General features: G+C 61.6%; 19 protein-coding genes. 10 read left to right on the top strand and 9 right to left on the bottom strand.

The window, feature by feature from the left end; translation table 11 throughout:
- Positions 1–6: 6 nt before the first annotated feature.
- Entirely contained in the window at positions 7–1,029 is a 1,023-nt protein-coding gene (locus F3089_RS07395; RefSeq protein ID WP_151440172.1) for a LysM peptidoglycan-binding domain-containing protein, read from the bottom strand.
- 188 nt (positions 1,030–1,217) lie between these two features.
- Here F3089_RS07395 and def point away from each other — a divergent pair, with 188 nt between their 5' ends.
- Genes def through F3089_RS07365 form a run of 6 tightly spaced genes read left to right on the top strand, consistent with a single transcriptional unit; the run spans position 1,218 to position 8,806 of the window.
- Entirely contained in the window at positions 1,218–1,727 is a 510-nt protein-coding gene (gene def / locus F3089_RS07390; protein ID WP_151440308.1) for a peptide deformylase, read from the top strand.
- 14 nt (positions 1,728–1,741) lie between these two features.
- Positions 1,742–2,683, top strand: a complete 942-nt coding sequence (gene fmt / locus F3089_RS07385; protein ID WP_151440171.1) for a methionyl-tRNA formyltransferase — start codon at positions 1,742–1,744, stop codon at positions 2,681–2,683.
- Complete coding sequence (rsmB, locus tag F3089_RS07380) at positions 2,680–3,996, top strand: 16S rRNA (cytosine(967)-C(5))-methyltransferase RsmB (protein WP_151440170.1); 1,317 nt, start codon at positions 2,680–2,682, stop codon at positions 3,994–3,996. Before fmt ends, rsmB begins: the two co-directional genes overlap by 4 nt.
- A 30-nt stretch (positions 3,997–4,026) precedes the next feature.
- Positions 4,027–5,409 (top strand): Trk system potassium transporter TrkA, encoded by a 1,383-nt coding sequence (trkA, locus tag F3089_RS07375; RefSeq protein ID WP_151440169.1) that lies wholly within the window; start codon positions 4,027–4,029, stop codon positions 5,407–5,409.
- An 11-nt stretch (positions 5,410–5,420) separates the two neighbouring features.
- Positions 5,421–6,869 (top strand): TrkH family potassium uptake protein, encoded by a 1,449-nt coding sequence (locus F3089_RS07370; RefSeq protein ID WP_151440168.1) that lies wholly within the window; start codon positions 5,421–5,423, stop codon positions 6,867–6,869.
- Between the two features lie 44 nt (positions 6,870–6,913).
- Complete coding sequence (locus F3089_RS07365; protein ID WP_151440167.1) at positions 6,914–8,806, top strand: sensor domain-containing diguanylate cyclase; 1,893 nt, start codon at positions 6,914–6,916, stop codon at positions 8,804–8,806.
- On the opposite strand, the gene F3089_RS07360 is transcribed toward F3089_RS07365, so the two are convergent.
- Positions 8,770–10,575, bottom strand: coding sequence for an ABCB family ABC transporter ATP-binding protein/permease (locus tag F3089_RS07360; RefSeq protein WP_151440166.1), 1,806 nt, complete (start codon positions 10,573–10,575; stop codon positions 8,770–8,772). The two genes, F3089_RS07365 and F3089_RS07360, sit on opposite strands and share 37 nt — an antisense overlap.
- A 12-nt stretch (positions 10,576–10,587) precedes the next feature.
- Positions 10,588–11,484 carry a lysophospholipid acyltransferase family protein gene (locus F3089_RS07355; RefSeq protein WP_151440165.1) on the bottom strand — a complete coding sequence of 299 codons (897 nt, stop codon included), beginning with the start codon at positions 11,482–11,484 and terminating at the stop codon, positions 10,588–10,590.
- 115 nt (positions 11,485–11,599) lie between these two features.
- Between F3089_RS07355 and glyQ the strand changes: the two genes are divergently transcribed.
- The 3 genes from glyQ (at position 11,600) to F3089_RS07340 (ending at position 15,576) form a co-directional block, all read left to right on the top strand.
- Positions 11,600–12,556: a glycine--tRNA ligase subunit alpha gene (gene glyQ, locus F3089_RS07350; protein WP_151440164.1), complete on the top strand. Its 957-nt coding sequence runs from the start codon at positions 11,600–11,602 to the stop codon at positions 12,554–12,556.
- Between the two features lie 2 nt (positions 12,557–12,558).
- Positions 12,559–14,640 carry a glycine--tRNA ligase subunit beta gene (gene glyS / locus F3089_RS07345; RefSeq protein ID WP_151440163.1) on the top strand — a complete coding sequence of 694 codons (2,082 nt, stop codon included), beginning with the start codon at positions 12,559–12,561 and terminating at the stop codon, positions 14,638–14,640.
- Between the two features lie 108 nt (positions 14,641–14,748).
- Entirely contained in the window at positions 14,749–15,576 is an 828-nt protein-coding gene (locus F3089_RS07340; RefSeq protein WP_151440162.1) for a substrate-binding domain-containing protein, read from the top strand.
- Between the two features lie 3 nt (positions 15,577–15,579).
- On the opposite strand, the gene gyrB is transcribed toward F3089_RS07340, so the two are convergent.
- The 6 genes from gyrB to dnaA all read right to left on the bottom strand — a co-directional run bounded on the left by gyrB (position 15,580) and on the right by dnaA (position 23,968).
- Positions 15,580–17,988, bottom strand: coding sequence for a DNA topoisomerase (ATP-hydrolyzing) subunit B (gene gyrB / locus F3089_RS07335; protein ID WP_151440161.1), 2,409 nt, complete (start codon positions 17,986–17,988; stop codon positions 15,580–15,582).
- A gap of 25 nt (positions 17,989–18,013) precedes the next feature.
- Entirely contained in the window at positions 18,014–19,117 is a 1,104-nt protein-coding gene (recF, locus tag F3089_RS07330; protein WP_151440160.1) for a DNA replication/repair protein RecF, read from the bottom strand.
- A 3-nt stretch (positions 19,118–19,120) separates the two neighbouring features.
- Positions 19,121–19,870 (bottom strand): glutathione S-transferase N-terminal domain-containing protein, encoded by a 750-nt coding sequence (locus F3089_RS07325; protein ID WP_151440159.1) that lies wholly within the window; start codon positions 19,868–19,870, stop codon positions 19,121–19,123.
- A gap of 11 nt (positions 19,871–19,881) precedes the next feature.
- On the bottom strand, positions 19,882–21,117 hold the full coding sequence (locus F3089_RS07320) for an ABC1 kinase family protein (protein WP_225741710.1): 1,236 nt from the start codon (positions 21,115–21,117) through the stop codon (positions 19,882–19,884).
- 182 nt (positions 21,118–21,299) lie between these two features.
- Positions 21,300–22,403 carry a DNA polymerase III subunit beta gene (gene dnaN / locus F3089_RS07315; protein ID WP_151440157.1) on the bottom strand — a complete coding sequence of 368 codons (1,104 nt, stop codon included), beginning with the start codon at positions 22,401–22,403 and terminating at the stop codon, positions 21,300–21,302.
- Between the two features lie 44 nt (positions 22,404–22,447).
- Positions 22,448–23,968 (bottom strand): chromosomal replication initiator protein DnaA, encoded by a 1,521-nt coding sequence (gene dnaA, locus F3089_RS07310; RefSeq protein ID WP_225741706.1) that lies wholly within the window; start codon positions 23,966–23,968, stop codon positions 22,448–22,450.
- A gap of 627 nt (positions 23,969–24,595) precedes the next feature.
- On the opposite strand from dnaA, the gene rpmH reads away from it, so the two are divergent.
- Positions 24,596–24,730: a 50S ribosomal protein L34 gene (rpmH, locus tag F3089_RS07305; protein ID WP_077529936.1), complete on the top strand. Its 135-nt coding sequence runs from the start codon at positions 24,596–24,598 to the stop codon at positions 24,728–24,730.
- Positions 24,731–24,739 lie beyond the last annotated feature (9 nt).

Here is a 24,739-nt window from a genome sequence, read left to right as displayed (position 1 = left end):
GTTGTTTCAGGGGTTACGGACCTCGTCCATGATCTCCAGTGGTCGCGTCGCCTGCAGAACCAGCCCGTAGCTGAGCTTCTCATAGGTGCGGAAAACCATCACCAGCCCCGCCCGTTCCGAAGGCAGCTGCAGCAGTTCATCCGTCACCGGGTCCCGCGCCTGGTTGCCCTTCTTGTAGGCCGCCAGCACATGACCCGCTTCCAGGCCCTCGCGTTCACCGCGGTTGATGGTGACCACATTATACTGGCCGATGTTGCTGACGCCATCCTCGACATCGATCATCCGCCCCTGGATATCCGTCTCGGGCGCACGGGGCTGGAAACGCGTGGTGATCTCGCGCGACTCCGTGGGCAGCAGCCGGTCCTTCGCTTCAATCTCTTCGCGGCTGGCGGTCAGATCCACGCTCAGAAGCTCGCCGTTGACCTCAGCCACACGACCCCGACCCATGGAGCGTGCCTCGAGGCCCAGGAACTCACCGGTTTCCGGATCCACGTGCCGGGTACCGCGACGGAACACCGCCAGGGTCTCCCGGGGCTGCGCCTCGCCTCTTGCGTAGACCCGATCCCCGGCACCCATAATCGAACGCCGATCACGGCCCTGCACGATATAGGGCGCTTCCTCCAGCGTGGCCTCATCAACGATCCGCGTGTTGGACAGGAAGCTCCGGATCTCCTCCAGGGGAATGGTGGGGATAGGGGTGTCCAGCGGAGTTTCCTTCACCTCCGGGGAGAGCTTGATTTCCCGGTCCGTGTCCGTGGCCCGTGACAGCCGCGGCTGGCCATCCACCCAGGTCAGTTCCAGGACATCCCCCGGATAGATCAGGTGCGGATTGTCCACCTGGGGATTGGCCTGCCAGATCTCCGGCCAGTTCCACGGTTCCTTCAGGAAGCGTGCGCTGATGTCCCAGAGTGTATCCCCGGGCTGGACGGTGTACTGCTCGGGATGGTCATCCCGCAGCTGTGTCTCGGCCATGACCCCGGTGGCGCCCAGCCCGAGGGCCACCGTGAGCAGAATCGACAGAATCCTCATGCTCGGTTTCCTTGCTGGCTTGTCTCGATCGATCGACGTCATTATTTCACCACTATAGAAGAAATAACGCCATTTGCGATCCCAGCGGGTGGACCGCGTCCACAACACTGCAATGATTTGTAAGCGTGGCGGTTTGTACGGTCATTGCCTGATGCGTGATAATGGCGCCAGTAACCCTTCGGAGCAGCATCATGACTCTCAGTATTCTGGAATTTCCGGACCCGCGGCTGCGGACCGTCGCCGAGCCGGTCGCATCCGTGGATGACAGCATCCGGCGCCTGGTCGATGACATGATCGAAACCATGTATGCGGCCCCGGGCATCGGGCTGGCCGCCACCCAGGTGAACGTCCACCGGCGGGTACTGGTGATCGATCTTTCCGAGGACCAGAGCACCCCCCGGGTATTCATCAACCCTGAACTCGAGATCCCTGAGAGCGAGAAGGAGCCCATGCAGGAAGGCTGCCTCTCCATTCCCGGCGTCTACGAGGATGTCTCCCGTCCCCAGTCCGTCCGGGTCCGGGCGCTGGACTACCACGGCGAGCCCTTCGACGAGGAACACAGCGGTCTCATGGCGGTCTGTCTGCAGCATGAGGTGGACCACCTGAACGGTAAGCTCTTCATCGACTACCTGAGCCAGCTCAAGCGCAGCCGCATCCGGCGCAGGGTCGAGAAACAGCAGCGCCAGAAAGCCTCCTGAGGAGTCACTGAACCGTGCGGATCGTTTTCGCGGGCACCCCGGATTTTGCCGCGGCCAGCCTCAGCGCCCTGATTGAAGCAGGGCATGAGATCCTGGCCGTCTATACCCAGCCGGACCGCCCCGCCGGACGGGGCCGAAAGGCACGTCGCGGCCCGGTATCCCAGCTGGCCCATGATCACGGGCTCCGGATTGAACAGCCCGAAAGCCTGCGCAACAGAGAGGCGCAGGCCACGCTGAGGGAACTGGCCCCGGATGTGATGGTGGTCGCCGCCTATGGCCTTATCCTGCCCCAGTCCGTTCTGGACATTCCGGATCACGGCTGCCTGAACGTCCACGCCTCGCTGCTGCCACGCTGGCGCGGGGCCGCGCCCATCCAGTGGGCCATCGCCGCCGGCGACAGCGAGACCGGCATCAGCATCATGCAGATGGACGCCGGGCTGGATACCGGGGATGTGCTCAGCCGCCACCGCCTTACCATCGCGGACGACGAGACGGGTGGCAGCCTTCACGACCGGCTGGCCGGGCTTGGTGGCGAAGCCATCACGGCAGCACTGTACGAACTGGCGCACGGCAGCCTGGACCCCGAACCCCAGGACGATCACAGGGCCTCCTATGCGCGCAAACTCGAGCGCAGCGATGGCCGCATCGACTGGCAGGGATCGGCGCAGTCCCTGGCGCGCCGTATCCGTGCCTTCAATCCCTGGCCCATGGCTCACACCACGGTGGATGATGAGGCTGTGCGCGTGCTCTTCGCGGAGCCGGTGAACACCGAGGTGACGGATGCCGAGCCGGGGACGGTTCTCGAGCGCGAGCCCTCCGGCGCCCTGGTGCAGTGCGGCGAGGGCGTCCTCCGCATCACCCGGGTCCAGCTGCCCGGCGGCCGCCCCCAATCCATGCAGGACCTCATCAATGGCGGCAGGCCCGTGCTCCTCCCTGGTCAGAGGCTGGGAGCATGAGCGGCGTGACAGGGGGCTCCCTGCGCGCCACGGCAACCCGCATCATCCACCAGGTGGTTCACAGCGGCCAGTCCCTTGGGCAGATCCTGCCCTCCGCCCTTGAGGGTCTGCCGGCGGATGAGCGCGGCCGGCTTCAGGACTGGTGCTTCGGCAGCTGCCGCTGGTGGCACCGCCTCAACGCGGAACTCCAGCAGCGGCTGCACAAGCCCCTGCCGAAACGCCATGCGCAGCTGGAGTCCCTGTTGATTCTCGGTCTCTACCAGCTTCGCCACACGCGGATAGCGCCCCATGCGGCCATTCACCAGAGCGTCGAGACCGCCAGGGAACTCGGCGCGCACCAGCTCACCGGCCTGGTCAATGGCATACTCCGGAAAAGCCTGCGTGACGGCGAATCAGAGCCCGTTACCGATGCCATCCGCTACAGCCATCCGGAATGGCTGGTAGCCAAGCTCAGTGCCAACTGGCCGGAGCGCTGGCAGGCTATGCTGGAGGCGAACAACCGCAGGGCCCCCATGAGCCTGCGCTATCATACCGGTCATCATGACCAGGCCAGTGCCCTGGCAGCACTGGCGGACGCCGGGCTTTCCGCACAACCCGGCCAGCTCGCGCCCCATGCCCTGCAGCTGGATGAAGCCTGCCCCGTGGAACGCATTCCAGGCTTCGCCGAAGGCCACTTCAGTGTGCAGGACGAAGCCGCGCAGCTGTGTACGCAACTGCTTGAGCTGGCCCCGGGCCAGCGGGTGCTGGACGCCTGTGCTGCCCCCGGCGGCAAGACCGGCGCCATCCTGGAGCACGAACCGGACCTCACGGAAGTAGTAGCGCTGGACTCGGACCGGGACCGACTCGGGCGGATCACCGAAAACCTTGAACGCATCGGCGCCGGCGCCCGGCTGGTGGCGGCGGATGCCGGCGATCCGGACGCCTGGTGGGACGGCACCGCGTTCGACCGCATCCTGCTGGATGCCCCCTGCAGCGGCACCGGTGTGATCCGCCGCCACCCCGACATCAAGCTGCTGCGCCGCGAGACCGACATCCGCGAGCTGGCGGATACCCAGCTGCGCCTGCTTGAGGCCTGCTGGCAGACGCTGGCCATCGGCGGCCGGCTGGTCTACGCCACCTGCTCTGTGCTTCAGCAGGAGAATGCGCGTATCATCCAGCGCTTCATCAATGGCCACATGGATGCCCAGCTGGTCCCCATAACGCTGGACTGGGGCATCGAGACCGGTTACGGTCGCCAGTTAATCACGGGGGAGCGGGAACAGGACGGCTTTTTCTACGCCTGTCTGGAGAAAAACCCGGCCCACTGGGTCTGACGGATCCGGCGAGGGAGTCAGCAGTTACCCATGAAGATCATCATTCTCGGCGCCGGCCAGGTTGGGGGTACGCTCGCGGAAAACCTGGCCAGCGAGGCAAACGACATCACCGTGGTGGACAACAACCCGGGCCGGTTGCGCGAGCTCCAGGACCGGCTCGACATCCAGTCCGTGCTCGGGCGTGCCTCCTATCCGCGCGTGCTCAAGCAGGCCGGGGCCCAGGACGCGGACATGCTGATCGCCACCACCAACAGTGACGAGGTCAACATGGTCGCCTGCCAGGTGGCCTGGACCTGCTTCCGAACCCCCACCAAGATCAGCCGTGTGCGCACCGGCGCCTATCTGGCCCGCCCGGAGCTGTTCGAGCGGGACAAGAAGGAAGGCTTCCCCATCGACGTGCTGATCAGCCCGGAGCAGGTGGTCACCGAGCACATCACACGACTGATCGAATACCCCGGCACGCTTCAGGTGCTGGATTTCTCCCGGGGCCTGGCGCGGCTGGTCGCGATCCGGGCGACCGAGGGCGGCCCACTGGTGGGGCATGAACTGTCGTACCTGCGCGCGCACATGCCGCGCATCGACACCCGGGTGGCGGCCATCTTCCGCCGTGACCGGCCCATCATTCCCCAGGGCGACACCGTGATCGAGGAGGGCGACGAGGTCTTCTTCATCGCCGCCAGTGACCATATCCGTGCGGTCATGAGCGAACTCCAGCCCCTGGAGAAGCCCTACAAACGCATCATGATCACAGGCGGCGGCAACATCGGCCACCGGCTCGCGCGCACCCTCGAGGACCGCTTCCGGGTGCGCATCATCGAGCGCAGTCAGGACCGCTGCATCGAGCTCTCCGAGAACCTGGACAACACCATCGTCCTCCAGGGTGACGCCGCCAACAAGGACCTGCTGCTGCAGGAGAACATCGAGGACACGGACGTATTCTGCGCCGTCACCGACGACGACGAAGCCAATATCATGGCCTCGATGCTCGCCAAGCGCCTGGGCGTGCGCAAGGTGATGACGCTGATCAACAATCCGGACTACGTGGACCTGATCCAGGGCGGTGAGATCGATGTGGCGATCTCGCCGCAGCAGACCACCATTGGCAGCCTGCTGACCCATGTGCGCAAGGGCGACGTGGTCAACGTCCACTCGCTGCGTCGCGGGGCGGCCGAGGCCATTGAGGCCATCGCCCACGGCGACCAGCGTTCCTCCAAGGTCGTGGGCCTGCGGCTGGATGAGATCCCGCTGCCAGAAGGGACCACCATCGGCGCCATCGTGCGCGACAACGAGGTGCTGATCGCCCACGACCACGTCCGGGTCCAGCCGGACGATCACGTCATCCTCTTCCTGGTGGACAAGACACGGATCCGGGAAGTGGAGAAGCTCTTCCAGGTCGGACTCACGTTCTTCTAGAAGGGCACGCCATGCGTTACGGAGTCATTGCCAGAATCCTCGGCCTGCTGATGATGCTCTTCAGCCTGACGCTGCTGCCACCGATTCTGGTATCGCTGATCTATCAGGACGGGCAGTCTCTCGCATTTCTGGAAGGGTTTGCGGTTGTGCTTTTCTCCGGAGCCCTGATCTGGTGGCCCAATCGTCGGAACAATATGGAACTGAGGGTGCGTGATGGCTTTCTGATCACATCGCTCTTCTGGATTGTTCTCAGCCTGTCAGGCGCCGTTCCGTTTTTCTTCAGCTCCGAACCCAGCATGGTTTTCGTGGATGCCCTGTTTGAGTCGGTTTCCGGGCTGACAACGACTGGTGCCACTGTTTTGACCGGTCTCGATGACCTTCCCAAGTCCATTCTCTGGTATCGGCAACAGCTTCAATGGCTGGGCGGCATCGGCATCATCGTTCTGGCAGTTGCCATGCTGCCCATGCTCGGTATCGGGGGCATGCAACTGTATCGAGCTGAGGTCCCCGGACCAGTCAAGGACAGTAAGCTCACACCACGCATTGCGGAAACCGCAAAAGCGCTTTCCTATATCTACGTGATACTGACCATTGCCTGCGCCCTGTCCTACTGGGCGGCTGGAATGACGCTTTTTGATGCGATCGGTCACAGCTTTGCGACCATCGCCACAGGTGGGTTCTCCACCCATGATGCCAGTTTCGCCTATTTCGACAGCTCAACCATTGAACTGATCGGCTCTCTTTTCCTGTTCCTGAGTGGCATCAATTTCGCCCTGCATTTCATGGCGTGGAATCAAAAGGGGCCCGGTCAGTACATCAGAGACCCTGAATTCCGCTTCTATGCAGGCGTAATGGCCGGGGGCTGCATCATTACGATCGTCCTGCTTTTGATCAACGACGTCTATGTCCCCCTCAGCAGCATTTCCAAAGGTCTTTTCCAGGTACTCTCCGTTGCGACAACGGCCGGGTTTGGAACGGGGGATTTCGCATCCTGGCCCGGAATCCTTCCGGTCATGCTGATTCTCATGGCCTTCATGGGGGGCTCCGGAAGCTCAACGACCGGCGGAATGAAAGCCATGCGGATCCTGTTGATCTATCGTCAGGGTGCACGAGAAATCCGCCGGATCCTTCACCCCAATGCGGTTATTCCCATCAAACTTGGTAACCGTCCGGTTTCCGACCGCATCCTCCAGGCAGTCTGGGGCTTCTTCTCCATGTATATGGTGGTGTTCGTTGTACTGCTGATGATCAACCTCGCGGTGGGTCTGGATCAGGTAACCGCCTGGACCGCCGTTGTAGCCACCCTGACCAACCTGGGTCCGGGTCTCGGCGAGGTCTCGAGCACCTTCCAGACCATGCCGGATGTCACCAAATGGAGCGGCATGGCCGCCATGATCCTGGGACGACTGGAAATCTTCACGCTGCTGGTACTGTTCACACCTGAGTTCTGGCGGCGCTGAACGGCCAATGTGACAACCACTGCGGCTCAACTAGACTGCGGAACATGAAACGTATTGTCGGAACGTGGTTTGCAGTCGTCATCCTGGTCCTCATGGTACTCGGCAGCGGCCCAGCAGCGGCGCTTGAGCTCGTCGAGGTCGATGATGAAAGGGAACTGGACCTCAGCGCTGATATGCGGTGGGTGGCCGACCCCAACTCTGAACTGAGCGCGCAATCGCTGTTACAGGCGCCTGGGGAGCCGGACTGGCAGACCACCAACGGCCGGATCCTCAACCTCGGGCTGGAGAGCGCCCCCGTATGGATGGGCGTCTGGCTCAAAAGCAGTTCGGAAATCGACCGCTATCTCCAGATAGGTTATCCACCACTGGATGATGTCCGGATCCAGCTTCTTCGGGCCAGTGACGGTGAAACCGTCACCGAGGTCCACACCGGGGATACCCTGCCATTCTCATCCCGACCGATCGCGCATCACGATTTCGTGAGCCGGCTGACACTGGCTCCGGACACCCGCTACCTGCTGCTGATCCGCATCCAGACCGAAGGGGCCCTGCAGGCCCCGGTACGTCTGTGGGAGCCGGAGGCCTTCCTCAGGGATACCCAGGTGTCCTCGGCACTGCACATGATGTTCTTCGGCATCATGGGGGCGCTCGCCATCTACAACCTGCTGCTGTACTTTGCGGTACGGGATGGCGCCTATCTCTGGTACGTCCTCTATCTGCTGGCCTTCGTTCTGTCACAGGCGGCGCTGCGGGGCTTCGGTTTCCAGTACCTGTGGCCCGGCGCGCCCTGGTTCAACGGCATCAGCCTGACGGTGCTTCTCTCACTCAGCCTTGCCGCCGTGGGGTTCTTTACCCATCAGTTCCTCAATGCCCCCAGGCACAGCCGCCTGTGGTCCATCATCTTCCGGGCCATCGGCTGGTCGGGTATTGCCCTGGCAATCATCAGCGTGCTCGTGCCCTATCACATCGCCATTGCTCTGATGCTCGGGGTCGTCAGCAGCGAGGCGGTACTGGCGCTGGTGGGTGCCTGCTATCTGTGGTGGCGCGGTGAAGTGCTGGCCCGCTTCTACGTCATTGCCTGGGGCATCTTCCTGTTTGCCAACATCGCCTATACCGTCAGCAAGACCGGCGTGATTCCCACCAATATGCTGGTGGACCATGGCACCCAGATCGGCGCCGTCATCCAGATGCTGCTGCTGTCCTTTGCTCTGGCCTGGCGCATCAACCAGGAACGCGAACAGCGCCAGCAGGCCCAGGCCGAGGCGCTGCGGGTGCAGCAGGACGCCAACCTCAAGCTGGAAGCACGGGTGGAGGAGCGCACCGAGGAGCTCCGCCACGCCTATGATCAGCTCAAGCAGCTGAGCGAGCTGGATGGCCTCACGCAGCTCAAGAACCGACCCTACTTTGACCAGGCCCTGGAGCGCGAATGGCGGCGCAGCTGCCGTGAGACCCATACCATGTCCCTTCTGATGCTGGACATTGATCATTTCAAGGCGGTTAACGACGACTACGGCCACCTCTGCGGTGATGACGCGCTGCGCCGGATTGCAGCGATCTGCGAAGAGGGAGTGGGACGGGTCGCCGACACCGTCGCGCGCTACGGGGGCGAGGAATTCGTGATCCTGCTGCCCATGACCGATCTCGGAGGCGCGACCCTGCTGGCCGAACGCATACGCGAGGCCGCGGCATCAGTGGAATTTGAATGGGAGGGCAACCCCATTGCGCTGAGCGTTTCCATTGGGCTGGCGTGCTGTATACCGGACTGCCAGCGGGACCATGAGTGGTTGATCCGTACCGCTGACGAAGCCCTCTATCAGGCCAAGACGCGCGGCCGTAACCGCACGGTTGTGGCCCGACAGAACGCTGATGGCGGTATCGACATGCTCACCCCCGAATCCCTTCAGGCATCCGCCGATGGCTCATCGCCCAGCGCCTGACGTTCCCATAGCCGGGCGTAACGACCGCCCAGGGCAAGCAGCTGTTCATGGGTGCCGCGTTCAACAATACAGCCGGCATCCATGACAAGGATGCTGTCCGCGTCATTCACCGTGGACAGGCGATGGGCAATGGCAAGCGTGGTCCGGTTGCTGGCGACCTCGTCCAACGCCTCCAGAATATGCTGCTCCGCCACCGAGTCCAGTGACGACGTGGCCTCGTCGAGCACCAGTATGGGCGGATCCTTGAGGATGACACGGGCGATGGCCACGCGCTGCTTCTCACCCCCGGAAAGCTTCAGGCCCCGTTCACCGACCCGCGTTTCCAGCCCCTCGGGAAGGCGTGCCACGAAGTCCTCCAGATGGGCCATGCGCAGCGCCCGCTGCAGGTCCTCCTCACTGGCATCGGGCCGTCCGTAGAGGATGTTGCGGCGCAGACTGTCGTTGAACATCACGGTGTCCTGGGGCACCACGCCGATGGCCTCGCGCAGGCTCTGCTGGGTGACCTCGCGGATATCCTGACCATCGACTGTAATGGCGCCTTCCTGCACATCGAAGAAGCGGAACAACAACCTTGCCAGGGTCGACTTGCCGGCGCCGCTGGCGCCCACCACCGCCACCCGGGAGCCGGCCGGCACCTCAAAGGAGACATCCTGCAGGATCCGCTGGTCCGGGCGATAGCCGAACCCAACATGGCGGAATTCGATCCGGCCCCCGGTGACCGCCAGTGGTTTCGCGTCCGGCGCATCCACCACTGTTGGTGGCTGTTCCAGCAACCCGAAAAGGCGCTCCACGTTGACCAGTGCCTGCCGGATCTCGCGGTAGACAAAGCCCAGGGCGTTCAGGGGAATGAACAGCTGCAGCAGGTAGGCGTTGATCATGGTGAAATCGCCCAGGGTAATGTCCCCAGCCGCCACATCCGTTACCGCCATGGCCATGACCGCAATGAGCCCGATGCCGATGATCAGGGCCTGACCGGCATTCAGCGTCGCCAGTGAAAGGCGGTTGTTGAGCCGGGCCTGTTCCCACTCGGCCAGGTTGGCATCGTAGCGCTCGGCCTCAAAGTCCTCGTTGCTGAAGTACTTGACCGTCTCGTAGTTCAGCAGGCTGTCCACCGCACGGCTGTTGGACTCGTTGTCCTTGGCGTTCGCCTCGCGCACGAACCGTGTCCGCCACTCGGTGACCCGGATCGAAAACACCACGTAGATCACGACGGCCACCAGGACGGTCAGCATGTAGCCGGGATCAAAAGCGAACAACAGGATGCCGCAGACCATCACCAGTTCCAGGATAGTGGGCACGATGTTGAACAGCGTGAAGCGCAGCAGGAAGCTGATGCCATTGGTGCCGCGCTCGATATCCCGGGCGAGGCCCCCGGTACGGCGGTCCAGGTGAAAGCCCAGCTCCAGCCGGTGCAGATGACGGAAGACCTGCAGCGAAACACGACGCATGGCCCGCTCTGCGACGCGCGCGAAGACCGCGTCGCGCACCTCGTTGAACAGGGTGCCGCTGAAGCGCAGCAACCCGTAGGCGACCACCAGGAGAACCGGAATCCAGAGGACCATGTCGCCGCTGTCTTTCGCGTCCAGATGGTCGACGATGTATTTCAGTGCCACAGGCGTGGCCACCGTCGCCAGCTTGGCGACGATCAGGCAGGCAGCCGCGATGCCAACGCGGCCCCGGAATTCCTTCAGGTAGGGCCAGAGGCTGGCGATCACCCGCCAGTCCGGGCGGTAGTCGCCCGGGTAGTCGTTATCCGCGTAGGCGCGCACTCAATGGCTCCGTCAGAGGTCTCTGTAGGGGTTGGGCTTGCCGGATGGCTGCTTGCGGAAGCGTTTGTACTCCCACTGGTACTGTTCCGGAATCCGCCGGACAACGGATTCCACGCTGGCGTTGAGGGCGGCCACCGAGGTCTCCGTGTCCGCCGCGTAGAGCCGTGGATCCGCCTCGTCCGCAACCAGGCGGAAACCGCGGGCGCCAGGCAGCCGTTCGCAATAGGTCACCACAGCCCGGGCGCCGGTTTTCTGAACCAGGCGGGAAACCAGCTTCATGGTCAGAACATCGATACCAAAGAAGGGCGCGTAGGTGCCGCCACTGGCATCCGGAACCTGGTCCGGCAGTATCCCCACAACACCGCCTTCGCGCAGGATGCTGAACAGCCGCAGCACCCCCTTGCGGTCCGCCCGGACCAGCTCCGACCCACCACGACCCCGCACCTTCGACATGTAGTCTTCCATCTCAGCCATCTTGGGCGGGCTGTAGAGCGCGGCCATGGAAAAGCGGGTGGAGTAGTAGAGCCCCAGCAGTTCCCAGTTGCCGAGATGGGGCACGATCAGCACCACGCCGCGGCCCTCGGCCCGTGCCTCGTCCAGAAGATGCTGGCCCTCGAATTCACGGATCAGGCCCAGGCAGCGCGGGACTGGGCTTTCCCACATGATGGGGATTTCCGCGATCAGCTTGCCGGTCTCCCGCAGGCTGTCGCGGGCCAGGGTACGGCGCTCGGCTTCCGGCATGTCCGGATAGGCCAGGGTGAGACTGCGCTCGGTTACCTTGCGGGTACGATCGCGCGCGGCCCATAGACAGAGGCCAACAACACGGCCCAGCGACTGGGCGAGCGCCAGCGGCAGGTGACCGATGAGCCAGAGCAGGGCGCGCAGGCCCCTGATGCGCAGGGTTTTCATGGAAATTTGAACGACTCCCGGGCCGGGGTTTCCTAAGAACCGGAGGCGGAGCGTATAATACGCGCCTTTGGTAGAACGGGAAACCGATCCCCTCAATCCCCAGCAGGTGGACGCCGTGAGCGAACAGGCACAACCCGATGTAACAACCTTCCAGGGGCTGATCCTGGCCTTCCAGCAGTTCTGGGCCGAGCGCGGCTGCATCATCCAGCAGCCGCTGGACATGGAAGTGGGCGCGGGGACTTTCCATCCCGCCACCTTCCTGCGCAGTATCGGGCCGGAAAACTGGCATGCCGCCTATGTCCAACCCAGCCGCCGCCCCACGGACGGTCGCTACGGTGAGAACCCCAACCGGCTGCAGCACTATTACCAGTTCCAGGTGGTGCTCAAGCCCTCGCCGGACGACATCCAGGAACAGTACCTGGACTCGTTGCGGGTCCTGGGCCTGGACCCACTGGTGCACGACATCCGTTTTGTGGAAGACAACTGGGAGTCGCCAACCCTGGGGGCCTGGGGCCTGGGCTGGGAGGTCTGGCTCAACGGCATGGAGATCACCCAGTTCACCTATTTCCAGCAGGTGGGCGGTATTGAATGCTACCCCGTGACCGGTGAAATCACCTACGGCCTGGAACGCATCGCCATGTACCTGCAGGAGGTGGACAGCGTCTATGACCTGGTCTGGACGCGGACACCGGCCGGCGAAGTAACCTATGGCGACGTCTACCACCAGAACGAGGTCGAGCAGTCCCACTACAACTTCGAGCAGGCGGATGTCGAGTTCATGTTCCACGCCTTCGGGGTGCATGAGCGTGAGGCCCAGCGCCTGGTTGATGCGGGCCTTCCCCTGCCGGCCTACGAACAGGTTCTGAAGGCTTCCCACACCTTTAATATGCTGGACGCCCGGCATGCGATCTCGGTCACCGAGCGCCAGCGCTACATCCTGAGGGTACGCACCCTGGCCCGGGCGGTGGCCCGGGCCTATTACGACCGGCGCCGGGATCTCGGCTTCCCCATGGCGGACGAGACCATCCGGCGCGAACTGCTCGCCGACGACGACACCCAGAAGGAGGCATGATCATGGCCACACCGGATTTCCTGGTTGAAGTCGGCACGGAAGAATTACCCCCCAAGGCGCTGAAGACACTTTCGGAATCCTTCGGGGAGGGCCTGCGCAGCGCGCTGGCGGACGCGGGCATTGAGTACGGCGAGATCGAGACCTTCGCCACACCCCGGCGACTGGCCGTACGCGTGAATAAGCTCGCGGACGCCCAGCCGGACACTCCCTTCGAGAAGAAGGGCCCGGCCGTGAAAGCGGCGTTTGACGATCAGGGCAACCCCACGCGCGCCCTGGAAGGCTTTGCGCGCAACCTGGGCATCCAGCCGGACGAGCTGGACACCATGGAGACCGATAAAGGCGCCTGGCTGGTCTACCGTGGCGTGGAAAAAGGCCGCCCCACGGCCGAGCTGCTTCCCGGTATGGTGGAGCAAGCGCTCAATGGACTGCCCATCCCCAAACGCATGCGTTGGGGGTCCCGCCGCGAGGAGTTTGTTCGCCCGGTTCACTGGCTGATCATGCTCTATGGCAGTAAGGAAGTACCCTGCACCGTACTGGGCTGCGAAGCCGAGCAGGCCACGCGTGGTCACCGTTTCCATCACCCGGGTGAGCTCATCATCTCCACGCCTGCGGATTACGAACTGGTGTTGCGCCAGCACGGCTGGGTTGAACCGGATTTCGCGACACGCCGGGAGACGATCCGTAGCGGGGTGAACCGTGTGGCGGAAGAACAGGCTAAAGGTAGCGCGGTCATCAATCCGGACCTTCTGGACGAGGTCACCGCGCTGTGTGAATGGCCGGTACCGCTGCTCGGCCGTTTTGAGGAGCGATTCCTCGACGTACCGCCGGAAGCCCTGGTGTCCTCCATGGAGGAACACCAGAAGTACTTCCACGTGGTGGATGCCAATAACACCATGATGCCGTGTTTCATCACAGTGGCCAATATCGCGAGCCACGACCCCTCGGCGGTGATCGCGGGCAACGAAAAGGTCATCCGGCCCCGGCTGGCGGACGCCGCCTTCTTCTACGATACCGACCGGAAAACCCCGCTCATCGACAGGCTGGACGATCTCAAACCCATTGTCTTCCAGCAGGATCTGGGCAGCCTGCACGACAAGACACTCCGGATTGCCTCCCTGGCCGGGCGTATTGCCGGGGGCATTGGCGCGGATCCGGACAAGGCACGGCGTGCCGGAACCCTGAGCAAGACCGATCTGCTGACCGAGATGGTCCAGGAGTTCGACGACCTCCAGGGTGTCATGGGCGAGTATTACGCACGTCATGATGGTGAGGACGAATCGGTCGCAAGGGCATTGAGCGAACAGTACCTGCCAGGCTTTGCCGGGGACCGTGTGCCGCAGACCGACATTGGCGCCTGCGTTGCGCTCGCGGACAGGCTTGATTCATTGGTGGGCCTGTTCGGGATCAACCAGCCCCCCAGCGGCACACGTGACCCCTACGCACTGCGCCGGGCGGCACTGGGCGTGATCCGCATACTGGTGGAACGCGAACTGACCCTGGATCTCGAAGAGCTGGCCGGTTGGGCTGCCGGGGAGTTCAACAGCCTTACTGTGAACGATCCGATCCAGCCGGTCGTGGACTATATTCTTGAGCGTTTCCGGGCCAGCTTCGAGGATCAGGGAGTTCCGGCGGAGGTTTTCCTGGCGGTTCAGGCGCGCCGACCCACCCAGCCCCTCGACTTCCATCGCCGGGTGCTGGCGGTGAACAACTTCGTCGCCCTGCCGGAAGCTCAGGCCCTGGCAGCCGCCAACAAGCGGGTCTCCAATATCCTTGAGAAACAGGGCGGCACCCAGGCCGGCAGTGTGGATCCCGAACGCTTTCAGGAAGAGGCGGAACGGGCACTCTATGAGGCGCTCCAGTCCCAGGAGGCACAGGTCGAACCGCTGTTCGCCCGCGGCGACTATGATGCCGGCCTCCAGTCCCTGGCGCAGCTGCGTGAGGTGGTGGACCGGTTCTTCAACGACGTCATGGTGATGGCGGACGACGACAGCCTGAGGGCCAACCGGCTGGCACTCCTGGAACGACTCAGGCAGCTGTTCCTCAGGGTCGCGGATATTTCACTGCTGCAGACTGGCAGTGACTAGGGAAGATCCGGTGATCGCCATTATTAGTGCGAACCATTCTCATTGACATATAGGAAAAGGCCGGCAATACTGGCGATTCGATGACCCCACAGGAACCATTGAATCGCCATGAGCCAGTCTTTCACCCGCCTCCTGCCCGAACTCCAGGCCACCGTCAGTGCCTGCATCGAAACCGCGCTGGTCCTTCATGCGACGACGATGCCCCAGATCCGACGTGTTATGGCCGGTGATGCGGTCATTGAGGACTACGTCCGAGCACTGGGCTTCGGGGACCGGCTGGTTCCCTGGCAGCATCTCGGACTCGATGATGGTCCGGACCCCGACCTGATCCTGGCCCATGAGATCGCCGGCGGGACCAGCCTGTGCCCGACCTGGCTGCCTACCCGCTACCAGCCTCGCCTTTCCATGGTTCAGGGAGCGCGCGGCGCATCCGATGTCCAGGATAACCTGAAACGCATTGCCCGCATCCTTGGCAATACCATGGGTGAAATGGTCCCTGCCCAGCGCTTCCGGGAAACGTTCGAGGGGCTGCGCGCCCGGCTGCACGTACCGGGTCCGCGGGTTCTGGTACTGGTGGAAACCGGGCGTGGTCGGTACCGCCTGACAGCGCCGGATCACCCCTGCCACAGCATGTTCGCGCAGCTTGGCTGGATCAGTGCGCCTTCAGAGAGGGTTGCGGGTGAGAAGCTGAGCGTCCGGACGCTCAGCATGGTGGAACACGACGCCGTATTGATTCTCGAAGCCTGGACCGGGGAGGAGGGGGAATCCGCTTTGGCGCGGCACTGGCCGTTGATGCTGTCACCGGCAGCGGAAACGGAGCGTTGGGCCCGGCTTCCGATGCTGGAGTTAATGTGTTTCGGGCCATCCCTGCCCGACCGCCTGGCGGATCTGGCCACCCGCTTCCAGGCCCTGAAACCGGATACCTGGGACTCGTAACCCTCAGATATCCAGGTTTGCCACTTCCAGCGCATTGGTCTGGATGAATTCCCGGCGGGGCTCCACCTCGTCGCCCATCAGGGTCGTAAAGATCCGGTCCGCCGCAATGGCATCCTCGATTGTCACCTTCATCATCCGGCGTGTCTCCGGATCCATGGTGGTTTCCCAGAGCTGGTCCGGGTTCATCTCACCCAGACCCTTGTACCGCTGGATGGTCAGGCCCTTCTGGCCTTCGCGCATGAGCCAGTCCAGGGCCCCCGCGAAGGTGTCCACCGGATGCCGGCGCTCGCCTCTCTGGATGTAAGCGCCCGGCTCAATCAGACCATCAAGTTTTTCACCAAGGCGCGCGATAGCGCTGTACGAGGGCGACTCGAAGAATTCATGGCGGAACACGTATTCGTAGGGAATGCCGTGGATCAGGAGGGTGACCTTCGGCAGCGTGAGTCCGCGTTCCGTGTCCTCAGTGGTTGAGAACTCATAACGGATACCGGTGCGGGTATCCAGCACCAGGCGTTCTCCCAGTTCCGCCACCCACTTCTGGATGGTTTCTGGGTCCTTGAGGTCCTCGGTCGTCAGTGTCCTGTGGGTGACCATCTCCTGGAGCACACGTTCCGGATAGACACGGGTAAGCCGCTCAATGTTCTCCATCACGCTCTGGTATTCGTGGACCAGGTCTTCCAACGCCTGGCCTGCCAGAGGCGGTGCTTCGGGATTCACATAGAGAGCGGCGTTTTCCAGCGCGGACTGTGTGACGTAGGCCGTCTTGGCCTTCTCGTCCTTGAGGTACTGTTCCTGCTTGCCACGCTTGACCTTGTACAGGGGCGGCATGGCGATGAAGACATGGCCGCGCTCTATGAGTTCCGGCATCTGCCGGTAGAAGAAGGTCAGAAGCAGGGTACGGATGTGGGAGCCATCCACGTCCGCGTCCGTCATGATGACGATGCTGTGGTAGCGGAGCTTGTCGGGATCGTAATCCTCACGGCCGATACCACAGCCGAGGGCGGTGATCAGCGTGCCCACCTCCACCGAGGACAGCATCTTGTCGAAACGTGCCTTCTCCACGTTCAGGATCTTGCCCTTGAGTGGCAGGATGGCCTGGGTGCGGCGTTCACGCCCCTGTTTCGCGCTACCGCCCGCGGAATCACCCTCCACGATGAAGAGTTCGGAAAGTGCCGGATCCTTTTCCTGGCAATCCGCCAGCTTACCCGGCAGACCCGCGACATCAAGAGCGCCCTTGCGGCGTGTCATATCGCGGGCCTTGCGGGCGGCTTCCCGGGCCCGGGCGGCATCAACCATCTTGTTGACGATGGTTTTGGCCTCCTGGGGATATTCCTGGAGGTAGTCCGTGAACTGCTGGTTCATCTCCTGCTCGACGGCCGTCTTGACCTCAGAGGAAACCAGCTTGTCCTTGGTCTGGGACGAGAACTTGGGGTCCGGCGCCTTAACGCTGATGATCGCGGTCAGACCTTCGCGGGCGTCGTCCCCGGAGGTGTTCACCTTGAGTTTCTTGAGCAGCCCTTCCTGCTCCATGTAGTAGTTCAGGGTCCGGGTCAATGCCGCCCGGAATCCGGCAAGGTGGGTACCGCCATCACGCTGGGGAATATTGTTGGTGAAGGTGAAGATGTTTTCCTGGAACGCGTCGTTCCATTGCATCGCCACTTCCACCACGATGCCGTCCTCGCGTTCCCGGGTGAAATGGAATACCCGGTTCAGTGGCGTCTTGTTGGTGTTCAGGTGCTCAACAAAAGCCCTGAGTCCACCTTCGTACTCGAAAACCTCATCCTTGCCACTGCGCTCATCGGTCAGCCGGATCCTTACACCACTGTTGAGGAAGGCGAGTTCCCGCAACCGCTTGGCCAGGATATCGAAATGGAACTCGATATTCGTGAAGGTTTCGGTGGAGGGAATGAAGTGGACTTCGCTGCCGGAAGCTTCCGTATCGCCAACGATCCGGAGCGGCTCCTCCGGAATCCCGTCGTGGTAGACCTGTTCATGGACCTTGCCACTGCGGCGGATCGTTAACTTGAGTGTCGAGGAGAGGGCGTTGACCACGGACACGCCCACGCCATGCAGACCCCCGGACACCTTATAGGTATTGTCGTCAAACTTACCGCCGGCATGGAGGACGGTCATAATGACCTGGGCGGCGGAAACGCCTTCTTCCTCATGAAGGTCCGTGGGAATACCACGACCATCGTCCCGGACGGTTACGGACTCATCCGGATGGATGACAACGCCAATCTCGGAACAGAACCCTGCCAAAGCCTCGTCGATGGAATTGTCCACCAGCTCGAAGACCATGTGGTGGAGACCGGTTCCATCATCGGTGTCGCCGATGTACATGCCGGGCCGTTTGCGCACGGCATCCAGACCCTTGAGTACCTTGATGCTTGTAGAGGTGTAATCAGACATTCGCAGGGTTCCCCCAGCTTGGCGTTCATTGTTCCGTGAATCGGCCATGTTCCACGTGGAACATCGCAGGTTCATGTTTGTGCATCAGGTGACCGAGCGCTCCTTCATTCGGAGCAGTGATCCCGGTAAGAAAAACCTGTGTGTTCAGGGCCAGCAGTTCACCGGCCAGAAGAGCCTGATTTTCGCCATCAAGCTCCGCATGGATATCATCCAGGAGGCAGATACCCTCGCAGCCCACGGATTGCAGCACCCGCATCTGAGCCAGCTTCATAAGCACCACCAGGGATCGCTGCTGGCCGCGGGACAATACCTCCCCGGCGGGCTGTTTGCCGACCCGGACGCGGATATCCGCCCGATTCGGGCCATAGAGACTGAAACCGGCACGGGCCTCCGCCTCAAGATTGCTTTCCAGAACCGAAGCCAGGCCGTTACTCGAATCCCAACCTGGACTGAAAGCCAGGGAAACGCTGTTGAGCCATTCCGCCTGTGACCTGGCGCGGATTGATTCGAACTCATTGTAAAACCGGTCGAAACCCGCCTGACGCCCCTGATTCAATCGCTCACCGAGCTCCGCCACTCTGGCGTTCCAGGGGCCGATGGACGAGTGATCAATTATACCATGCCGGAGCAGGTGATTGCGTTGTTTAAGGGCTCTCTGTGCTTCCTGCCAGACGCCACTGAACCAATGTTCCACGTGGAACACCAACCAATCCAGAAAACGCCGCCGATTACCCGGCCCTCCGGCAACCAGCTCAAAAGTCCCGGGTTCAATCACTGAGACAGGCAAAAGTCTCGCGAGCTCAGAGACCGAGCGCACTGCCTCCCCGTTACGCTGCAGACGGACGCCGTTTGCATCCCCGGGCTCCCGCTCCAGTCCAATCCGGAGCGATCCCCTTACCGGATCCGTCACCACACCGAAAAGGGTCAGTGACCGGGATCCCTCCTGCACAACACGACGGTGATTCGATGTGCGAAAAGAGCGGGCAGTGGAAAGATAGTAGATCGCCTCGAGTAGGCTGGTTTTACCACTCCCGTTAGCGCCATAAATCAGATTGAGGTCGGAAGAGAACTGGAGTTTCTGCTGCTCAATATTGCGGAAGTGATGAAGATGGAGCTCACGCAGCGCCATGGATCAGATCTGGTAATGATCGCGGAGGTGCGCCAGTATCGTTTCGCTTTCATACATTGCCGTTCCCTGGTTCGGGTCCACCAGATAAGGCACGGCAACACGGCCCGTTCTGTCCAGCAGTTCCATACGATTGCGGGAGCGTGGCTGGTATTCAAGTCCAAGCCGGTCACGGACCGCAGGAAGGACAAACTCACTCCCCGACGATTTACCACAGTTCCTGATTACATAGGGAAGCTGCAGTTCGCACAGCAGTTCGCGTACTTCCCTGGAGTACGGGCTGGACTCGAAACTGTAGAGTTCCAGAAGCCGCTCGGGCCGACGGGCCGGCTTCGCGTAAAGCCCCCGACCAAGCCTGGAGGCGGTGGCCATTACAACACGCCCTTTATCGAGCGGTAGCCGGCTGCTCACCCCGGGAACCCGTCCGTGACCGTAACGCTCCCACAGATAGCGCCTGATGCGCCGGCTTTCGTAGAGAACTTCTCCCTGTTCGGGATCCACCAGCAACGGAAAGCGTTCACGTCCGCCCAGTTCGCGAGCCCGGTTCCGGAACCGGTCACCCCCTTTCGGACACGGGTAGATCACCGCATCCAGATCCAGCTCCGTAAGTGTTTCCCGCACCAGACGGCAGTGAGGGCAGCCCTCCATATCAAACAGCTGCAGCGGCTGTTCCGGCTGATCCCCGTCAGGAGCGCGGATCGCGGTGCCTCGCCAGAGCGCCAGGGTGGAGGTAACAAGCTGGGGGAAAAGTGCCATCTGCCTGAGCCTCAATGGAGCATGTTAAGGCGTTCATCCAGAAACATATCCATTTCCGGCGCCAGTATGTGAACGTAGCGGTCAAAATACAGGAACTGTTTGATCAGTAGCGCGAATTCGCGTGGAAAGTGAAGACCGTGATCCTCACCCACCCGGACCAGATCCATCAGCAGCTCATTCACGTCATCGTCCGTTTCCTCGGAGAGTGTTTCGATATCGGGCATCTCCTGCGGATCCGTCGGAACAACCGTCTCCATGTGCTGTTGAAGGCCGGAGAGGTCCCGCGCCAGAGCCTCGATATCCACTCCTTCCCTCGTCACCCCGATCCTGGCCATGGCATCCGCCATGGCCCCGAAATCGGCGTTCATCAGCGCGCCCATGAAGTCGGACACCGCCGTCCAGGTGTCGGGATCAATGCGCCCAACGATTCCGAAGTCGATGAAACCGACCCGACCATCCTCCAGCACCATCAGGTTGCCAGCGTGAACGTCAGCGTGGAAAAACTCACACTGTGTCAGGCTGGAAAACCAGGTGTTCATGGCCGTAATCAGTGTCCGTTCCGGGTCGTCGCTGTAGCGCCGGATGGTATCCAGGTCCGTCAGTGGTACGCCGTGGAAGCGCTCCATCGTCAGAACCCGCCCAGTACTCAGCCTGCGATGAACCCGCGGAACCGTAGCTTCAGTGTTACCAGTGCGATCAAGGAACTCCCGGAACGCCTCAAGGTTATTGGCCTCCTGGACGAAATCGCATTCCTCCATCATGGTCCGCTGGATCTCCTGGATGATCCCGGAAAGCGATGTCCACGCGAGCTTCGGTGCCAGGGTTTCCACAACGCGGGCTGATACGTAGAGGAAGTTGAGATCGGTAAGCAGGATGTTGGATACACCCGGCTTCTGGATCTTAAGTACCACTTCTTCCCCATTGGTCAGCCGGGCACCGTGAACCTGCGCAATCGATGCGGAAGCCAATGGCGTCCGGTCAATGCGGGTGAATTCCGTATCCACCGCACTGCCCAGCTCTTCCCTCAGGATCCGCTCCATCACCGCATAGGGCAGGGGGCGAGTCTGATCCAGACAGTTCTGGAATTCATCCACATACTCACGGGGAAAGAACGTCGGGGAGGACGCGATGAATTGACCCAGCTTGATATAGGTCGCGCCAAGCCTCTCAAAGGTATCCCGCATCAGCCGCGGCAGGGGATGACGGTCACCCCGCAGCCAGCGAACCCCCTGACCTCCGACCACCATGGCCGTCTGCCCGATCCGGAACGCGCCCTTGATGCCATCCCCAAGGACACGTGCGGGATCGCTCCCCAGCGTCCTACCTTCCTCGTCAGGGGCTCGTTTGCCTCTGTTGCGACCCGCTAGCGGGCTATTCTGAATCAGTACACTCATTACCAAGCTTCCCTGTCAGTCCAATCTGGAAACGATTAAAGACGCATCGGCATCACAACGTACAGATTGTCATCCGGGCCAGTGCTCTCAATCAGCGCACTGGCATTGGGCCCGGACAGAACGATCCGGACCTGATCCTCACGGATGACGTTCATCACATCGATCAGATACCCCACATTGAACCCGATCTGCAGCGCCTCACCCTGGTATTCCACCGCCATGGTGTCCTCCGCCTGCTCCTGATCCGGGTTATTGGCGTAGACATGCAGTTCACCGGGCTCGAGTTCCAGCCGCACACCACGGATATTCTCGTGGGACAGGATTCCGGCGCGCTGAAGAATGCTGCGCAACGTCTCACGATCCGCGATCACGGTCTTGTCACCGCCGCTGGGAATCACCCGGTTGTAGTCCGGGAAACGACCCTCGATGAGCTTGGAGGTGAAAGTGAACCCGTCCACTGTTGCCCGTATGTGGCTACCGCCGATGGTCACCGCCACATTCTTTTCACTGTCGTCCAACAACCGGATGAGTTCCTGAACGCCCTTACGCGGCACAATGATCTGTCGTGTCTCATCCAGATAGGTAGGGGCGGACAGATTCGACAGGGCCAGACGGTGCCCGTCCGTCGCAACTGCCCGTATGGCGTCATCCCCGATCTCGAGCAGCAGCCCGTTGAGATAGTAGCGAACGTCCTGCTGCGCCATGGCAAAGGCGGTACTGCTGAGCAGACTCTGGAAGCTGCCCTGTTCAAGATTGAGCGTGAAGCTGTCCTCATCGTCCTCGACATTCGGGAAATGATCCGCGGGCAGGGTAGCCAGCGTGAACTGGCTCGCCCCCGCCCGGATCCGCATGCGATCCCCTTCCAGGGCCAGCGTCACATCCGCTGCTTCCGGAAGCGACCGGCAGATATCCACCAGTTTGCGCGCCGGCACCGTAATGCGGCCTTCCTGTTCCACTTCCAGGTCGGTTACGGTGGCAACCAGTTCCACCTCCATATTGGTCCCGGTCAGCGTCAGGGCCTCGCCCTCGGCCACCAGCAGTACGTTCGACAGAACGGGCATGGTCTGTTTCTTTTCCACCACACCGGCGATTGCCTGGAGTGGCTCGAGAAGGGATTCGCGACTGGTCCGGATTTTCATGATTATCGGATTCCGCCTGGTTCGGATGTGGGTTTGTCAGTGATTCAGGTGGTCAGAAGCCGGAGGAAGTTCTGGTAATCCTCGCGGATATTGGCGTCCGATTCCTGCAGTTCCTCGATTTTCTTGCAGGCGTGCAGAACCGTGGTGTGGTCCCGGCCACCAAAGGCATCGCCGATCTCGGGCAGGCTGTGGCTGGTCAGCTCCTTGGCCAGTGCCATCGCCATCTGGCGGGGCCGTGTGATCGAGCGTGTGCGGCGCTTTGAGTGCAGATCCGCCACTTTCATCTTGTAGTACTCTGCCACGGTCCGCTGAATATTGTCGATGCTGACCTGCTTCTCATGCAGCGCCAGCAGGTCCTTGAGACTTTCCCGGATGAATGCCGGTGTAATCTGCTGGCCGGTGAAGTGGGAATTGGCGATAACCAGCTTCAGCGCCCCCTCCAGCTCGCGCACGTTGGACCGGATCTTCTGGGCGATGAAAAAGGCCGCTTCGTTGCTGATGCTGACCTGTGCCTGCTCCGCCTTTTTCATGATGATCGCCACGCGGGTCTCAAGCTCGGGTGGTTCCACCATGACCGTCAGGCCCCAGCCGAACCGGGACTTGAGCCGCTCCTCCATGTTCACGATCTCCTTGGGGAAACGGTCACAGGTCAGGATCACCTGCTGGCCGCCCTCAAGCAGCGCATTGAAGGTGTGGAAGAACTCCTCCTGGGAGCGCTCCTTGCCCGCGAAGAACTGGATATCGTCGATCAGAAGGGCATCGAGGGACCGGTAAAAGCGCTTGAAGTCATTGATGGCGTTGAGCTGCAGCGCCTTGACCATGTCCGCCACAAAGCGCTCGGAACGAAGGTAGGCCACGCGTGCCCCGGGATTGCGGCGCACGATCTCGTTGCCCACGGCGTGCATCAGGTGGGTCTTGCCCAGACCCACGCCGCCGTAGAGAAACAGCGGGTTATAGGATCCCCCCGGGTTTTCCGCCACCTGGCTGGACGCGGCCCGCGCCAGCTGGTTGGACTTGCCCTCAACAAAGGTCCCAAACGTGAACTGCTGATTCAGGAAGGTCTCACTGTGCTGGACACCGCCTTCGACATTCGCCCGGCGGTCATCACGTCCACCATTGGCACGCCCGGCAATGCGCGCCGCCACGGGTGAATCCTCTACCGGGCGTTCATCAGCGGTGTTCAGTTCGGCATCGTTCACCGGCGGTGCCACTTCCGCGCTGGCGGACTCCACCTCGGAACCCGCGCTGACCGCTGTTTGTCGCTTCGTCGCCCTGTCACTGCGATTACTGGAGGAATGGGTCGGCCGGGACCGGTTTTCCTCCGCTGACCCCACCTTGACCTCGACCTGAAGCCCCTTGGCGCCATTCAGGTCCCGGATGACCTCCTCAATGCGATCCAGATATTTCTGGCTCACCCAGTCGCGCACAAACCGATTGGGTGCAAGCAACACCAGAGACCCTCCGTCGTCGCGGGACTGCAACGGACGCAACCAGGTATTGAACTGCTGGGCGGGGAACTCATCCTGTAACAGCTCCAGACACTGCTGCCAGATTTCCTGTGCCACGACTGCTGACCTCGCATTGTTCTTCTTCGGACGGGTCTCTCCCCGGCAAGAGCGGTATTCTACGCTCCGCCCACCGTCTGTAAAAGCCCCCCAGGCCAACGATATAAACACCCTGTTGATAACTTTTTCGTTTTAAGTCAGAAAACTACCAACTTAAAAACAGAGTCGTGCACAAAATTACAGATCAATTCTCCTTAAAACGACTTTTCCACAGAAGACTGTGCAAACACCGTGTGTTCACGACCGTATAAACCCCGGACAGACCCCTTGATAACCCGACCCCCGGCCAGGGACCCCCGGTTATACCCATTCCATCCCCCCTCTTAGTCCCAGTTTGCCAAGCGCAACTGAACAGAACCGTCCCCAGCTTCAAACGGCGTCACCAGCCGCTGGTAACCGGTTATCCACAGAAATCCGCTTCCCTAATAACAGTAACAACAGTCTTATTGATTCATTAAAGATAAAAACTTTGTTTCTACTGTAACTGCCCCGCTTTTCCGTCAACGCTGCCCATTGTCTGAACGCCACAAATTGACTAGAATCCCGCATCCCGGTGGCAGCTCCGTGTTCGGACCATCGGCCGAAACCATCGTTCCGACATTCGCAGCCCTGAACAGGACCATCACCATGAAACGAACCTTTCAGCCGAGTAACCTCAAGCGCAAACGGACCCATGGTTTCCGTGCCCGCATGGCAACCCAGAACGGTCGCAAAGTGATTGCGCGCCGCCGTGCCAAGGGTCGCAAGCGCCTCAGCGTCTGAACCCGTCCA

Origin of the sequence: Halospina sp. K52047b, assembly GCF_008709855.1 — a bacterium.
Classification (GTDB): Bacteria; Pseudomonadota; Gammaproteobacteria; order Pseudomonadales; family Oleiphilaceae; genus Halospina; species Halospina utahensis_B.
The sequence above is the reverse complement of the archived record's forward strand: the minus strand, read 5'-3'. Positions and strand labels throughout refer to the sequence as shown.